This is a genomic window from Priestia sp. SIMBA_032 (assembly GCF_046535215.1).
Lineage (GTDB): Bacteria > Bacillota > Bacilli > Bacillales > Bacillaceae_H > Priestia > Priestia aryabhattai.
In genome coordinates, this window is record NZ_JAWRXD010000002.1 from 1 (window position 1) to 16,723 (window position 16,723).

A 16,723-nucleotide genomic window follows, 5' to 3' on the forward strand; every position below is an offset into this window, starting at 1 on the left:
CCGTTGGTCAAGCGGTTAAGACACCGCCCTTTCACGGCGGTAACACGGGTTCGAATCCCGTACGGGTCATCTTAAAAAGGTTTGCATATATGCAAACCTTTTTTTATTTGCGCTTTTTTAAAGATTAAGTAAACAGAAATAATAGTTAGGAATAATTACCATGAATTTTCAGAATAAAAAGTAAGTTTTAAGCAGGATTTTCCCTATATCATATGGAATTATTCATAAAGTAATAAAGTATGAAGAGTATGGGATAAAGAGTAATTTTAAAGAACATTTATTCTATTATATTCTTAGAAAAGGTTTATGTTTTTACTGTAAAAGGGAATGAGTGATAAGAAGCGTATATTATGTGCGTATATTATGTTTGAAGTTAAAGGGGTGGCAAAAGTGAATCTAGCGGTTCAGCCTACTGAATTTGATGTTCATTTGTATCACGAAGGAAACTTATTTCGCAGTTACTCTATTTTCGGTGCGCATCAGGTAACGGTAGAAGGAATTGAAGGCGTACGATTTTGCGTGTGGGCACCTCATGCAAAGGGTGTAAGCGTTGTAGGTGATTTTAATAAATGGAATGGTTTTCAACATTCAATGGTTAAAGTTAATGAAGAAGGTATTTGGATGACATTTATCCCTGAATTAGAACAAGGGACTATTTATAAATATGAAATCGTCACACAAAGCAATCAAAAAAAATTAAAAGCAGATCCATACGCTTTCTTTAGTGAAGTGCGTCCAAACACTGCTTCTATTGTTTACTCATTGGATGGGTACAAATGGAACGACCAATATTGGCGTAGAAAGAAAAAACAGCAAAATATATATGAAAGACCACTGTGTATTTATGAGCTGCATGCAGGGTCTTGGAGGACTCATGAAGATGGCAGCCTTTATACATACAGTGAATTAGCCCAGGAGCTTATTCCTTATATTGCTGAACAAGGTTTTACACATATTGAGTTATTACCAGTCATTGAGCATCCGCTCGACCGATCCTGGGGATATCAAGGAACTGGATACTATTCTGCTACCAGTCGATACGGTACACCTAAAGAGTTGATGAACTTTATAGATGAGTGTCATCAAAATAATATAGGCGTTCTTTTAGACTGGGTACCCGGGCATTTTTGTAAGGATGAACATGGTCTGTATATGTTCGATGGAGAACCTACTTATGAATACAATAAAGAACCCGACCGTGAAAACTATGTTTGGGGAACAGCTAATTTCGATTTAGGCAAGCCTGAAGTACAAAGTTTTCTCATTTCGAACGCTTTGTTTTGGTTGGAGTACTTCCATATAGATGGATTTCGAGTAGATGCTGTAGCTAATATGCTTTATTGGCAAAATTCTTCTGGAAAAGCAGTAAATGATGGAGCTGTCAGCTTCTTAAAAAAATTGAATGAAGCTGTTTTTAAATCTGATGAAACGATATTAATGATGGCAGAAGATTCAACGGATTGGCCACTTGTTACAGCACCTACGTATGAGGGCGGTCTAGGCTTTAATTATAAGTGGAACATGGGATGGATGAATGACGTTTTAACATACATGGAAGCTGGCGTGGAAAGACGTCCCTATCTTCACGATAAAATGACCTTTTCACTAATGTATGCGTTTAACGAAAACTTTATTTTGCCGCTTTCTCATGATGAAGTCGTGCATGGGAAAAAATCATTACTTAATAAGATGCCAGGTGATTACTGGCGCAAGTTTGCACAGCTTCGACTGCTATATGGATATTTCTTTGCACACCCTGGAAAAAAACTTTTATTTATGGGCGGAGAGTTTGGCCAATTTGATGAGTGGAAAGATTTAGAGGAATTGGATTGGATGCTTTATGACTTCGACATGCATCGCAATCTTAACGGATATATGAAGGATCTCATCAAGATTTATAAGAGAAGCAAGTCTTTATATGAATTAGACCATAATCCAGATGGATTTGAATGGATTGATGTTAACAATCATCATCAACAAATTTTCTCCTTTATTCGCAAGTCGAAAGAAGATCAGGAGATTTTTATAGTTGTTAGCAATTTTTCTGAGCATCCATATCATTCTTACAAAGTTGGAGTTCCAGTTGAGACAGAGTACATTGAAGTTATTAACAGTGATGACGAAGTGTACGGCGGTTCAGGCATTGTAAATAAAAAGGCATTAAAATCAGTGAATGAATCGTTTCACGGTCAACCTTTTTGCATTGAAATGAATATTCCGCCGTTTGGCATTAGTATACTACGAGCAAAGAGAAAACGAGGGGAGAGAAAACAACATGTTAAAAAAGAAATGCGTAGCGATGTTATTGGCAGGAGGAAAAGGTAGTCGGCTAAGTTCGCTTACAAAAAATCTAGCAAAGCCAGCTGTACCATTTGGTGGTAAGTATCGAATTATTGATTTTGCTTTAAGTAATTGTACAAATTCAGGTATTGAAACAGTAGGTGTATTAACACAATATCAGCCGCTAGTCCTCAATTCATACATTGGAATTGGAAGCGCTTGGGATTTGGACCGAAGAAATGGTGGCGTCACGGTATTGCCTCCATACGCGGAGTCAGATGGAGTAAAGTGGTATAAAGGCACGGCTAGTGCTATTTATGAAAATTTAAACTATTTGACACAATATGATCCTGAGTACGTACTGATTCTATCAGGTGATCACATTTATAAAATGAACTATGAAAATATGCTTGATTATCATATAAACAAAGAAGCAGACGTAACGATTTCTGTTATTGAAGTACCTTGGGAGGAAGCGAGCCGTTTTGGTATTTTAAATACAAATAGTGACCTAGACGTAATGGAATTCGACGAAAAGCCACAGCGTCCTAAAAATAATCTAGCTTCTATGGGAATTTATATTTTTAAATGGAGTATTTTAAAAGAATATTTAGAAATGGATGCACGCAATCCATATTCAAGTCATGATTTTGGTAAAGATGTTATTCCGCTTTTACTAGATGAAAAGAAAAAGCTAATTGCATACCCATTCCAAGGTTATTGGAAAGATGTGGGAACTGTAAAAAGCTTGTGGGAAGCGAATATGGATTTGTTATGTGATAAAGACGAGCTTAATTTATTTGACTCTTCATGGAAAGTATACTCTGTTAACCCTAATCAGCCTCCTCAATATATCGCGCCAAACGCCTGCGTGGTGGAGTCATTAGTAAATGAAGGGTGTGTTGTCGAAGGGAACGTAGAGCAGTCCGTGTTATTTCCAGGTGTACAAATCGGCTCAGGTTCTGAGGTTAAGAAAACGGTTGTCATGCCTACTGCAAAGATAGGCTCTAACGTATATATTGAAAACGCAATTGTTCCATCGGACATTGAAGTTCCAGACGGTACTATTATTCGACCGACCAAAGGAAGCGAAGAAGTAATTCTTGTTACTCAAGAATTGATTGAATCAGTTGCTAAATGCATTTAACGAACAGAGAGGATGAACGACATTGAATAATCAAATGCTTGGTATTATTGATGCTTGTACAAACACAACAGCGCTGCAGCCTTTAACCTTTTATAGATCGATTGCTGCCATTCCTTTTGCAGGGCGCTATCGACTAATCGATTTTACGCTTTCTAATATGGTGAACTCTGGAATTTCGAGCGTTGCCATTTTTCCTCGTGATCGCTATCGCGCATTGATGGATCATATAGGTTCAGGAAAAGAATGGGATTTGGATCGGAAGAGAGATGGATTGTTTATCTTCCCTCCTATGACAAGTGATTTACACTTAGAAAGTCCATCACTATTCACGCAGTTCCGTTATCATATTGATTATTTCTTAAGAAGTAAGCAGGAATACGTATTAATTGCTAATAGTTATACAATATGTACAGTTGACTTTGATCACGTGCTGCAGCGTCATATTGCTTCAAATGCAGATATTACTGAAATGAAGCAGGGTGATAAATCGCTTAATATGTATATTATTAATAAATCTATTCTTGTTGATATTTTGCAAAATGAATCCCATGACTTCTATACGATTAAAGAGCTAGTTCGATATATGGCACAGTCTCATCGTGTAGAAAAGTATGAGCACCATGGATATACAGCTGAGATTTCTAGCTTAGATGCCTATTATAAAACAAGTATGGAAATTTTATCTCCAGATGTTTGGAAGCAGTTATTTATCAACGAACGTCCTGTTTTCACTAAAGTAAAAGATGAACCGCCTACTCGTTACGCAAAAAAAGCGGTTGTGAAAAACTCAATGATCGCAAACGGGTGCGTGATTGAAGGACATGTGGAAAATAGTATTATCTTCCGAGGCGTTAAAATTGGAAAAGGTACGGTCGTTAAGAATAGCATTGTGATGCAAAAAGGCGTTATTTTAGAAAATAGTGTATTAGAAAACGTTGTTTTAGACAAAGATGTGAAAATAGGAAGTAATGAAACGTTGCTAGGTGAGTCAGGTCTACCTAGAGTCATTGCTAAAGGAACAACTCAAGGAGCGTTGATGAAGTCGTGAATGTATTATTTGCTGTATCAGAATGTGTACCTTTTATTAAAACAGGAGGATTAGCAGATGTAGCTGGTGCCCTGCCTAAAGAATTAAAAAAGTTAGGAACGAACGTATGTGTAGTCATGCCAAAGTACGGAACCATTCCTCAACATTATCAAGATGAAATGGTACTTGAAAAAGTTATTCATGTGCAGATTGGGTGGAGAAGACAGTATTGCGGAATTGAATCGTTAACGATGGATGGCGTTAAATATATTTTCATTGATAACGAATATTATTTTAAAAGAGATAGCTTATATGGGCACTACGATGATGCTGAACGATTTGCTTTCTTCAGCAGAGCTGTGCTCGAAGCTATCCCATTTTTAGAGAATGAGCCTGATATTATTCATTGTCACGACTGGCATACGGCTATGATTCCATTTTTACTTCGTGCTAATTATGATATGTATGAGCATATTCAGACGGTCTTTACGATTCATAACTTGCAATTCCAAGGAATCTTCCCTAAAAGCAATTTATATGAGTTATTAAATTTAAATGATTATTATTTTACTACAAGCCAGCTCGAGTTTTATGGGAATATTAATTTTATGAAAGCAGCTCTTGTATCAGCTGATAAAATTACCACGGTAAGTCCTACATATCGAGATGAAATTCAAATGCCATATTACGGAGAAAGTTTAGATGGATTATTGCGTCAGCGAAATCAAGATTTAATTGGGATTGTAAATGGAATCGATGAAGAAGCTTATAGCCCAGACGCAGATCAGCTTATATCTTATCCTTATTCGGTAAAAGAGATTGAAGGAAAATATAAAAATAAAAAAGAGCTCCAGCGCTATCTTGAATTAGAAGAAAATAAGGATGTTCCAATTATTTCGATGGTTACAAGGTTAACTCAGCAGAAGGGATTAGATTTAGTTAAGCACGTTTTCCATGAGACGGTTAACTTAGGAGCCCAAATTGTTATTTTAGGAACTGGTGAACACGAGTTTGAGCAGTTTTTCCGTGAGATGGAAGATACGTACCCGCAACAAGTAAAAGCCATTATTGGTTTTAATGAGGAACTTGCTCATAAAGTTTATGCCGGTACGGATTTATTTTTAATGCCTTCCCGTTTTGAGCCTTGCGGACTCGGACAATTAATAGCCTTAAAATATGGAACCATTCCAGTCGTGCGTGAAACGGGCGGCTTGAATGACACGGTCAAAGCTTATAATGAATATAGCGGAGAGGGAAATGGCTTCTCTTTTAAGAATTATAATGCTCATGACATGCTTCATACGTTAGAAAGAGCTGTTTCATTTTATCACCAGAAAGATGTATGGAAAAAATTAATGATGGATGCTATGAGTCAGGATTATAGCTGGGGGCAATCGGCATTTAAATATAATCAATTGTATTCAAATTTGACATCTACTCCATCGTGAAAGGGTGAGCAGATTGTTCTCTGATAAAAAAAGCTTTCAAGAGGCTTTTTTGAAAAAGCTGGAAATGACATATGGAAAGAGCTTTAAAGAATCTACTGTTCAAGATCACTATCATACATTAGGAAATATGGTGCGAGAGTATATTAGCAGCGATTGGATTTCCACCAATGAAATTCATAGGTCTTCACATACAAAGCAAGTGTATTATCTTTCTATCGAATTTTTATTAGGCAGACTATTGGGTCAAAATCTGTTGAACTTAGGAATTCGGGAAGTTGTAAAAGAAGGATTAAGTGATCTGAATATTTCACTTGAAAATATTGAGGAAATAGAAGTAGACGCAGGATTAGGAAACGGGGGATTAGGTAGGCTTGCTGCTTGTTTTTTAGATTCTCTTGCTTCACTTAATCTTCCTGGTCACGGTTACGGGATTCGCTATAAACACGGTTTGTTTGATCAAAAGATTGTAAACGGCTTTCAAATTGAGCTCCCAGAACAATGGTTAAGGCATGGGAATTCATGGGAGGTACGCAAATTAGATCAAGCCATAGAAGTGAACTTTTGGGGCGAAGTTGAAATGGTACAGGAAGATGGAAAATTCTCTTTTCGTCATGTAAAAGGAGAACCCGTCTCTGCTGTTCCTTATGACATCCCGGTTATCGGGTATAAAACAGATACAGTGAATACACTTCGCCTTTGGAATGCGGAGCCTTCATCATTTCCAGTACATAAAGATGTGATGGAGTATAAGCGTCAAACAGAGGCTGTATCAGAATTTTTATATCCGGATGATACACATGAAGATGGTAAAATATTAAGGTTGAAACAGCAATATTTTCTTGTGTCAGCTAGCTTACAAAGTATTATCAGAGCACATCGAAATACCTATCAAACACTTACAAACTTTCACGAAAAAGTAGCCATTCATATTAACGATACGCATCCTGTACTTGCGATTCCTGAGCTAATGAGAATTTTACTGGATGAAGAAAAAATGGAATGGGAAGATGCATGGCATATTACGTCCAATACGATATCATACACAAATCATACGACTCTTTCTGAAGCCCTTGAGAAATGGCCGATTGATTTATTTCAACCCCTGCTTCCACGCGTTTATATGATTATTGAAGAAATTAATGAACGCTTTTGTAAAGAGTTATGGGAAGCATATCCAGGAGACTGGCAGCGGATTGAAAATATGGCTATTTTAGCGCACGGGTTAGTAAAGATGGCTCATTTAGCAATTGTGGGAAGTTATAAAGTAAACGGCGTTGCAAAGATTCATACTGATATTTTAAAAGAACGAGAAATGAAAGATTTTTATCAGTTTTATCCTGCTAAATTTAACAATAAAACGAATGGAATTACCCACCGGCGCTGGTTGTTAAAAGCCAACCCGCAGCTTTCCTCTCTTATTACTGAAGTGATAGGAGATAAATGGATTAAACAGCCACATTCTCTTATAAAGCTCCAAGAGTATGTGGAAGATCCAAGCTTTTTACAAGGACTAAAAACAGTAAAACAACAGCGTAAAAAGCTGCTTGCGGATATTATTCAAGAGCAAACGGGAATTAAAATAGATTCACATTCTATTTTTGATGTACAGGTTAAAAGACTTCATGCTTATAAAAGGCAGCTTTTAAATGTGCTGCACATTATGTATTTGTACAATCGATTAAAAGAAGACCCTAATTTTCAAATCGTTCCTCGTACATTTATTTTTGGTGCGAAAGCTTCTCCCGGCTATTATTATGCAAAAAAAGTCATCAAGCTAATTAATTCTGTAGCTGACGTTGTCAATCATGATCCACAAACATCACCGTTTTTAAAAGTCGTTTTTTTAGAAAACTATCGAGTGTCACTTGCTGAGTATATTTTTCCTGCAGCAGATGTCAGTGAACAGATTTCAACCGCTAGCAAAGAGGCTTCGGGAACGGGAAATATGAAATTCATGATGAACGGAGCATTAACTCTTGGCACGATGGACGGAGCGAACGTCGAAATTAGCGAGGCAGTAGGAAAAGATAATGTCTTTATTTTTGGGTTAAAAGCCGAAGAAGTGTTGAGCTATCAGCAAAATGGAGGATACCGTGCCTATGATTATTACCATCATGATAAGCGGATTCGACAAGTGCTCGAGCAGCTTACAAACGGCTTCCTACCTGACACATATGACTTATTCGAGCCTATATATGATTCATTACTAATGCAAAATGATGAATACTATGTACTCCGTGACTTTGACTCCTACGTTACGGCACAGCAAAAAGTAAACGAAGCTTATAGAAATGAAAATAAATGGCTTCAAATGAGTGCGACGAACATTGCACATTCCGGCTTTTTTTCTAGTGATCGAACGATTGAGGAATATGCATCTGATATTTGGGGAATTCACTCCACTAAAAATTTATTAAATCAATAAATAGAAAAGGTGTAGTCAAAGACTACACCTTTTCTATTTTACCTGTTGTCACCGTTTAAGAAATCACCTAAAGAACCAAGGATACTGCCTTCACCTTTACCTCCCGTTGGTGAAACTGCACTTGATAAAACGCGATCGGCTAGTCGGCTAAAAGGAAGAGATTGAATCCAAACTGTTCCCGGTCCTGACAGAGTAGCAAAAAACATGCCTTCTCCTCCAAACAGAGCTGTTTTAATTTTTCCTACATATTCGATGTTGTAGTTTACATCACGGGTCATGGCCACTAAACATCCCGTATCCACACGAAGGCGTTCACCCGGCTGCAGCTGCCTTTTATGAATAGTGCCGCCTGCATGCAAAAATGCTAAGCCATTACCTTCTAATTTTTGCATAATAAAACCTTCACCGCCAAAGAAGCCCGTTCCTAGTTTTTTTTGAAAATCAATACCAACGGATACGCCTTTGGCAGCGCATAAAAAGGAGCTTTTTTGACAAATGATTTTATGATCGAGCTGCTCTAAATCGACAGGAATAATCTTACCTGGAAAAGGTGAAGCGAAAGATACTTTTCGTTTATGATATCCGTTATTTGTATATACCGTCATAAATAAACTTTCACCAGTTAATACGCGTTTCCCAGCTCCTTTTAGTTTATTAAAAAGCCCGTTGCTGTTGGAGGAAGAACCGTCACCAAAAATGGTTTCCATCTCAATATCATCTTCCATCATCATCATTCCTCCAGCTTCTGCTATAACACTTTCTGAAGGATCTAATTCAATTTCAACAAACTGCATGTCATCTCCATACAATTTATAGTCAATTTCATGTGCATTCATCATTTTCACCTCATTATTAATTCTAATCTCCTATTCATTCGATGTCATCTCCCATAGCTCCTACTAAAAATAGAAAAAAGAGTAGTATGAAGAACTACTCCTTTTCAGTGTATGGATCTTTCTCATGGGCTGGTAAATCTCCAAATATGGTCATCGTACCTTCTTCATCCAGTGCATTTTCATATCGCTCATGCTCTTTTGAAGGGTAAATAGGAAGAGGCTGGCCATATAAATCGGTAGCGGCAAAGTTTTCATAATCTTCAACGTACCCGATAGCTTCATCTGCTTCAATATAGGTTTCACTATAGTTAGACGTATCTTCTATAAAATCAGAAGGAGACTCAGATGTCCCGTAACGCGCAACGTCTTGCCAAGAATCTTCTGCGTCATATCCTGTCGTTTCGGTATCGTCATAGTCGTATTGACCAAATGGGTGATGGAGAACATTTTCTTCTACAGGCCTGTGCTTTGGAATATCCTGTGATGGGCTATGTTCTCTACAGTATAAAGTAGTTGGTACAGCCTGAAGTCTTTCAAACGAGATATCTGCTCCACATACTTTGCATGTTCCATACGTGCTGTGAGCGATTGCCTGAAGTGCTTCTTCTATTTCATGTAGCTCTTGTTTTGCATGTTCATTTAGTGCAAGGTCCTTTTCACGCTCGTATGTTTCCGTGGCTGTGTCACCAGGGTGGTTATCGTAGCTTGAAAGTTCTCCTACAGCATCGTGAGCGTCGCTTCGAGTTAGACCGAAATGATCATTTTGGTCAAAATGCGATTGAAGATCAGCCTGCTGCTGCTGTAAATTTTGTTTTAACTGACTGATTTCTTGTTTTGAAAGTGTCATGAAGCTCCCCCTTAAAAATTTATTGTGCTTTTGTAGTATGTGTTAAAAATTCAAAAAAACACGATTCATATTAGGAGTATTTGGGGTATTCATGAAGCTAAGAGAGGAAAGGAGTGGAAAATTAAAGAAAGTTAAAGGTTATAGAAAAGGGTATGATAAAAATAACGTTCTCGATGTGTAAGGAGTACTAAATAGATCATAAAGATTTTTGATTCATTTAATGAAAAGGCATAATTTAGACAAGCGAAATTAATTTTTTTCTCGTGAATCGCGATGCTAGATTTTTTTGAACTGAAAGTTTATAATAAATTAGTTACAGACTTAAGAAAAAAAGATGAACGGGGGGACGTAGTGTGATTGCAACGACCGAACAGTTAGTACAAGAATACATTAAAGATGCGATTGAGTGTGCAAAAAATGAAAATCAGCCAAAATTGGTCAGTTTAGTGAAAAAAGTAAGACCTATTGACCCCCTTATTTTTTATGCGAACGGACATGACCAGTTTTATAAAGAACGCTTTTTTTGGAAAGATCCCAACAGTTATTATACATTTGTTGGATTAGGATATGCGCATACTATTTGCACCAATGCGGCAAAAGAACGTTATTTCCCCATTGAAAATGAATGGAAGCGCTTTATAAAAGAAGACTTTTATAAAAACAACCAAATTTTCCCGGATGGGACAGGTCCTCTTTTATTCGGAGGATTTTCATTTGACCCAAATCAGTATCGAGAAAACTATTGGAGTGATTTCCCGAGTTCAAAATTTATGATTCCAACGGTGTTGTATACCCAAGTAGATAAAGAAGGATATTTTACCGTTAATATGATGGTTAAAGGACAAGATTCTGTAAAAGAGCACATTAATTATTTTGAAGAGTTCCAAAAACTTGTTCTTTGTGAAGAGTACGACGGGGAATCGCATATTTCACCTTTGCTGTTGGAAAAAGAGGAAATTGGGGTAGAGAAATTTAAAGGAAATATTGAAAGAGCTACTACTTTAATTAAGCAACAGGCTATAGAGAAAGTAGTTCTTGCTCGTCAATTAAAAGTAAAATTTAATGAAGATATTTCTACTGAATACGTGCTTCAGCGTCTGCTAAAGGAACAGCCAACTAGCTACACATATATTTTAGAGGGAGAGCATCAGCATTTTATCGGCGCTTCTCCAGAAAGGCTAGTGCAAAAACAAGGAGATTATGTGTTTTCCACTTGTTTAGCGGGTTCGATTCCAAGAGGAAAGACAAGGCAGGAAGATGACGAACTAGGTGAGGAATTGCTTCAAGATCCTAAAAACTTAATTGAACACGATGTTGTTGTTCATATGATTAAAGAAGCGATGAATTCTTATTGTTATGAAGTAGAAATTCCAAGTAAGCCAAGTTTATATAAAACAAAGCATATTCAACATTTGTATACACCTGTTAAAGGACGTATAAAGGAAGATGTGACGCTATTTTCATTTATTCAAAAGCTCCATCCAACACCAGCGCTAGGAGGATATCCTCAACAGGAGGCCTTGCCTATCATTCGAAAGCTAGAATCCTTTGACCGAGGGTGGTATGCAGCTCCTTTAGGATGGATGGATATCAACGGAAACGGTGAATTTATAGTAGGAATCCGCTCCGCTGTTATTCAGCAGAAAGAAGCCGTTTTATTTGCGGGCTGTGGAATTGTAGCAGATTCTACGCCTGAAAGTGAATATGAAGAAACAAGAATTAAATTCAACCCGATGCTTTCAGCTTTAGGAGGGATTATGCGTGGAACACATTAAATCATTAACAACGTATATTGCGTCATTCGTGGATGAATTAGTAGAAGCAAATGTTGAAGAAGTAGTGGTCAGTCCAGGGTCACGTTCAACGCCTATTGCGATGCTTATGGCTGAGCACCCTGATATTCATGTGCACTTAAATATTGATGAACGTTCCGCCGGCTTCTTTGCTCTAGGAATAGCAAAAGCAAAGAAAAAACCAGTGGCGCTTGTATGTACATCTGGAACAGCTGCAGCGAATTATTATCCTGCAGTAATTGAAGCTCACTACTCACGCATTCCTTTAGTAGTTATCACAGCGGATCGTCCGCATGAGTTAAGGGATATAGGTGCCCCGCAGGCCATTAATCAGAATCATCTTTTCGGTCAATATGCGAAGTGGTTTGTAGATACAGCTTTACCAGAAGAAAGTGCAGATATGAATCGTTATATTCGAACAGTAGCTTCAAGGGCTGTTCATACAGCTCAAGCTATACCGAGCGGTCCTGTACACATTAACGTACCTTTACGTGAACCGATTGTACCAGATTTATCTATTGAAGATTTATGGGGTCAAGGGAAACGCGGTAAATCATATGTGTCTGCTATTCATGGAGAAGCATCTCTATCTGAAAAAGGTTTCGAAGAAATTGCGAAGCGCTTAGAGGGAACAACAAAAGGGCTTATTATATGCGGAGATCAAATGTCTTTAAAAGCAGTAGACAGCGTATGCCATTTAGCCGAATCTTTAAGCTTTCCGGTGCTCGCAGATCCGTTATCACAATTAAGAAGTGGCAGGCATTCAAAAGAAAATGTAATAGAGACATATGATACATTTTTAAAAAGTGATAAGATTGATGAGCGTTTTTACCCGGAAGTTGTCATTCGTTTTGGCGCGATGCCGGTCTCGAAACCGCTATTGCAATTTTTGAAAGCACACGAGCCGACAGAAATGTTTGTAGTTGACCAAGGTAAAGGCTGGAGAGACCCTACTTTGCGTTCAACAGTGATGATTGAAGCCGATGAGACATTATTTTGTGAAGAACTGATCAAGCGTCTTTCAGCGAATCAAGAGGAATCTACTTCATGGCTGAGTCTGTGGAAAAAGATTAATGCTCAAACTGCACAGGCTCTGAGAACATTAACTTCTGGCCAGGAATGGTTCGAAGGACAAGTAGTTCAAGAAATTGTTGATGTAGTACCTGAAGGCACGGCTTTGTTTGCTGGAAATTCAATGCCTGTTCGAGATATTGATTCTTTCTTCTTAAATACGGAAAAAGATATTCCACTCTTTGTAAATCGAGGCGCAAATGGAATTGATGGTGTAGTTTCGTCTGCTCTAGGCGTAAGCACGGCTTACGATCACACCGTTTTATTTATTGGTGACCTATCGTTTTATCACGATTTAAATGGTCTTCTGGCAGCTAAAATGCATAATTTAAATTTAACCGTTGTGCTAGTTAACAATGACGGCGGAGGAATTTTTTCATTTTTACCGCAGTCAAAACAAGAAAAGCACTTTGAATTTTTATTCGGTACACCAACTGGATTAAACTTTGAGCATGCCACTCGTCTGTATGATGGCACATTTTCTTCAGCAAGCAGCTGGGAAGAATTTCGACATGCAATGAACCATGCTTTCGCAAAAGGCGGGTTGCATGTTGTAGAGATTCGTACAACTCGTACAGAAAATGTAGAGACTCATCGCAGTTTGTGGAAACTTGTTTCCGAGGAAATAAATTTGTCAAACGGTGAGGAATAAGCAATGAGGTATCAATTAAGTGGTGTATCTTACTATGTGCACAACGAGGGAAAAGGAGAACCGCTGCTTCTGCTTCACGGTTTTACCGGTTCTTCTCAAACCTGGCGTGCCTTTATGAAGAAATTCGCTAAAGACTATCAGGTGATTGCTGTTGATATTATTGGTCATGGCCAATCAGCAGCTCCGAAAGAAATCAAACCATATTCAATGGAAGCAGTTGTTGAAGCACTGCATGACCTGCTTCAACAGCTATCTCTATCACAGATAAATGTAATCGGATATTCGATGGGAGGAAGACTTGCTCTTTCATTTGCTCAGCGATATCCACACCTTGTGAAAAAGTTGGTATTAGAAAGCGCATCGCCTGGTTTAAAAACGCAAGAAGAACAAAAGCTAAGAAAAGAAAAAGATGAACAGCTGGCGAGCCGCATTATGGAAAATGGGATTGAAGAGTTTGTGAACTATTGGGAGGAAATCCCTCTTTTTCGTTCTCAAAAGCAATTGCCTCGTCATGTTCAAGAAGCGGTGCGTAAAGAAAGACTTTCTCATACAGAGATCGGCCTTTCCAACAGTTTGAAAGGAATGGGGACAGGAGTCCAGCCGTCCCTTTGGGAGATGCTGGGCGATCTGTTGATGCCGGTTTTGCTTATTACAGGAGAAGTAGATCAAAAGTTTTGTTTAATTTCCAAAGAAATGCAAACATTAATACCAAATGCTACTTCTAAAATTATTTTAGGGACAGGCCATGCAATTCACGTGGAACAACCCGAGATTTTTGGTAGAATAGTAAGTGAGTTCTTAGCTACTACATAATTAGGAGGAAATAAAGATGACAGTTGAATGGACATCAGTACGTCAGTATGAAGACATTTTATACGAAACATATAACGGAATCGCTAAAATTACGATTAACCGTCCGGAAGTGCACAATGCATTCCGTCCAAAAACAGTAATGGAATTGATCGATGCATTTGCTTATGCTCGTGACGATGCAAGCGTTGGAGTAATTGTATTAGCAGGTGCTGGGGATAAAGCATTTTGCTCAGGCGGAGACCAAAGAGTTCGCGGCCACGGTGGCTATGTAGGAGAAGATGAAATTCCACGTCTAAACGTTCTAGATTTACAGCGTTTAATTCGCGTAATTCCAAAGCCGGTTGTTGCGATGGTATCAGGCTATGCAATTGGTGGTGGCCACGTTCTTCACGTTGTATGTGACTTAACAATTGCAGCGGATAACGCAGTCTTTGGACAAACAGGTCCTAAAGTTGGAAGCTTCGATGCAGGATATGGCTCTGGTTATTTAGCTCGCATCGTAGGTCATAAGAAAGCGCGTGAGATCTGGTTCTTATGCCGTCAGTACAACGCTCAAGAAGCATTAGACATGGGATTAGTAAACACGGTCGTTCCATTAGAACAGCTTGAAGCTGAAACAATTCAATGGTGTGAAGAGATGTTAGAAAAAAGTCCAACCGCTCTTCGTTTCTTAAAAGCAGCATTTAATGCTGATACGGATGGCTTAGCTGGTATCCAGCAATTTGCGGGTGACGCAACGCTTCTTTATTACACAACCGATGAGGCAAAAGAAGGTCGCGATGCATTTAAGGAAAAACGCAATCCAGACTTCCAACAGTTCCCACGTTTCCCTTAAACAGCTGAAACAGCTTGGTGATTATCATCAGGCTGTTTTTTCAATTTAATTTAGTTAATCAGTATAAAAAGGAGAGAAATTCATGAGTAGCCAAACGATTCCCAATGGGCTTATGCAAAGAGCATATTTGACGCCAAATCGAGTGGCGGTAGAAACACCGCAAACGTCTCTTACGTTTCAAGAGCTTCATGAACGTGTTCAAAAAGTAGCACAGCAGCTTTCGTTTAACGGTGTAAAGCAAGGCGATACCATTGCTTTATACATGAAAAATCGCGTGGAGTTTATTGAGATTTTACATGCGGTTTCTTATATTGGCGCAAGGTTGCTGCTCGTCAACACGCGTTTGACAAACGAAGAAATTAATTATCAGCTAACAGATGCAAACGTGTCGTTGCTTATTGCGGATGAAACATTTTTAATGAGAGAATTCCAAAGTTCTATTACTCAGCTTACTTTACCTGCTTTAAAAAGTTCTTCAGAAGCAGAAACGGATTTTCAAAAAACGTGGAATCTCGAGGAGACATTTACCATTATGTATACGTCCGGAACAACAGGTCATCCAAAAGGAGTGCTGCAGACGTATGGAAATCACTGGTGGAGTTCCGTTGGCTCAGCACTTAATTTAGGATTAAACGAAAAAGACTGCTGGCTTATAGCGGTTCCTTTGTTTCATATTAGCGGCTTATCTATTTTAATGCGGAGCGTCTTTTACGGAATGAAAATCATTTTAGAAGAACGGTTTGAAGCAGGAGCAGTAAATGAAGCGATTGAAAACAAAGAGGTAACGATTATTTCGGTTGTCACTTCCATGCTGTCCAACATGCTCGATGAGTTAGGGGAACGGAAATATCCACATACGTTTCGATGCATGCTTTTAGGAGGAGGACCTGCACCGCTTACTATTTTAGAGGCCTGTGTGAATAAAGAAATTCCTGTTTATCAAACGTATGGAATGACAGAAACATCTTCACAGTTCGTTACGCTTTCACCTGAAGATAGTTTGCGAAAACTGGGATCAGCAGGTAAACCATTATTTCCATGTGCAATGAAAATTGTAGATGAAAAAGGAAATGAGACCAGCGAAGCAGGAGAAATCATTGTTAAAGGTCCGAATGTTACAAAAGGATATTTAAATAAACCTGAAGCTACTGAAAAAGCCCTTCAACAAGGCTGGTTCTATACAGGAGATATCGGGAAAGTGGATGAAGAAGGCTTTCTATATGTGTTAGACAGACGTTCAGACCTTATTATTTCAGGTGGAGAAAATGTATATCCAGCTGAAATTGAAAATGTTTTGTTGAAGCATCCCGCTGTTAAAGAGGCCGGTGTAACGGGAGTAGCTGATGAAAAATGGGGACAAGTGCCAGCTGCATGTATTGTTGTAAACGAAGACGTTTCAGATGAAGAATTATCTTTACACATTCAACAATTTTTAGCAAAGTACAAACTTCCAAAGTATTTCGTTCGAGTAGAGGAGCTGCCGCGAACGGCTTCTAACAAAATCATACGCCGGAAGCTATCATCTTTCATACAGAAAAGGAGCTAATCG

Annotated in this window: 12 protein-coding genes; 10 read left to right on the plus strand and 2 right to left on the minus strand. The window is 38.4% G+C overall.

Features of this window, described 5'->3' with window-relative positions; genetic code table 11:
• The first annotated feature begins 363 nt into the window (after positions 1–363).
• From glgB to SB717_RS05985, 5 genes are read left to right on the plus strand one after another with little or no spacing between them, the layout of a single operon-like run.
• A complete protein-coding gene (glgB, locus tag SB717_RS05965) occupies positions 364–2,325 on the plus strand; it encodes a 1,4-alpha-glucan branching enzyme (RefSeq protein WP_410903450.1) in 1,962 nt (653 codons plus the stop codon).
• Positions 2,276–3,427 carry a glucose-1-phosphate adenylyltransferase gene (locus SB717_RS05970; protein WP_016765788.1) on the plus strand — a complete coding sequence of 384 codons (1,152 nt, stop codon included), beginning with the start codon at positions 2,276–2,278 and terminating at the stop codon, positions 3,425–3,427. The genes glgB and SB717_RS05970 overlap by 50 nt, the downstream gene beginning before the upstream one ends.
• 22 nt (positions 3,428–3,449) lie before the next feature.
• Positions 3,450–4,475, plus strand: coding sequence for a glucose-1-phosphate adenylyltransferase family protein (locus SB717_RS05975; RefSeq protein ID WP_074677921.1), 1,026 nt, complete (start codon positions 3,450–3,452; stop codon positions 4,473–4,475).
• Positions 4,472–5,902, plus strand: coding sequence for a glycogen synthase GlgA (gene glgA / locus SB717_RS05980; protein WP_410903451.1), 1,431 nt, complete (start codon positions 4,472–4,474; stop codon positions 5,900–5,902). Before SB717_RS05975 ends, glgA begins: the two co-directional genes overlap by 4 nt.
• 13 nt (positions 5,903–5,915) lie before the next feature.
• Positions 5,916–8,327, plus strand: a complete 2,412-nt coding sequence (locus SB717_RS05985) for a glycogen/starch/alpha-glucan phosphorylase (RefSeq protein ID WP_074677917.1) — start codon at positions 5,916–5,918, stop codon at positions 8,325–8,327.
• A 38-nt stretch (positions 8,328–8,365) separates the two neighbouring features.
• On the opposite strand, the gene SB717_RS05990 is transcribed toward SB717_RS05985, so the two are convergent.
• Together SB717_RS05990 and SB717_RS05995 are read right to left on the minus strand one after the other, a co-directional pair.
• Complete coding sequence (locus tag SB717_RS05990; RefSeq protein WP_074677914.1) at positions 8,366–9,163, minus strand: TIGR00266 family protein; 798 nt, start codon at positions 9,161–9,163, stop codon at positions 8,366–8,368.
• Between the two features lie 94 nt (positions 9,164–9,257).
• Entirely contained in the window at positions 9,258–10,010 is a 753-nt protein-coding gene (locus SB717_RS05995) for a TraR/DksA C4-type zinc finger protein (RefSeq protein ID WP_074677912.1), read from the minus strand.
• 353 nt (positions 10,011–10,363) lie between these two features.
• Between SB717_RS05995 and SB717_RS06000 the strand changes: the two genes are divergently transcribed.
• From SB717_RS06000 to SB717_RS06020, 5 genes are all read left to right on the plus strand, one after another.
• Positions 10,364–11,785 (plus strand): isochorismate synthase, encoded by a 1,422-nt coding sequence (locus tag SB717_RS06000; protein ID WP_410903452.1) that lies wholly within the window; start codon positions 10,364–10,366, stop codon positions 11,783–11,785.
• Entirely contained in the window at positions 11,772–13,526 is a 1,755-nt protein-coding gene (gene menD, locus SB717_RS06005; protein ID WP_098622701.1) for a 2-succinyl-5-enolpyruvyl-6-hydroxy-3-cyclohexene-1-carboxylic-acid synthase, read from the plus strand. Before SB717_RS06000 ends, menD begins: the two co-directional genes overlap by 14 nt.
• A gap of 3 nt (positions 13,527–13,529) precedes the next feature.
• The gene (menH, locus tag SB717_RS06010) at positions 13,530–14,339 is read left to right on the plus strand and encodes a 2-succinyl-6-hydroxy-2,4-cyclohexadiene-1-carboxylate synthase (RefSeq protein ID WP_410903453.1); all 810 of its coding nucleotides are present in this window, start codon (positions 13,530–13,532) and stop codon (positions 14,337–14,339) included.
• A gap of 16 nt (positions 14,340–14,355) precedes the next feature.
• Positions 14,356–15,174 carry a 1,4-dihydroxy-2-naphthoyl-CoA synthase gene (gene menB / locus SB717_RS06015; RefSeq protein WP_013085280.1) on the plus strand — a complete coding sequence of 273 codons (819 nt, stop codon included), beginning with the start codon at positions 14,356–14,358 and terminating at the stop codon, positions 15,172–15,174.
• A gap of 82 nt (positions 15,175–15,256) precedes the next feature.
• Entirely contained in the window at positions 15,257–16,720 is a 1,464-nt protein-coding gene (locus SB717_RS06020) for an o-succinylbenzoate--CoA ligase (RefSeq protein WP_098622704.1), read from the plus strand.
• Positions 16,721–16,723: the final 3 nt, after the last annotated feature.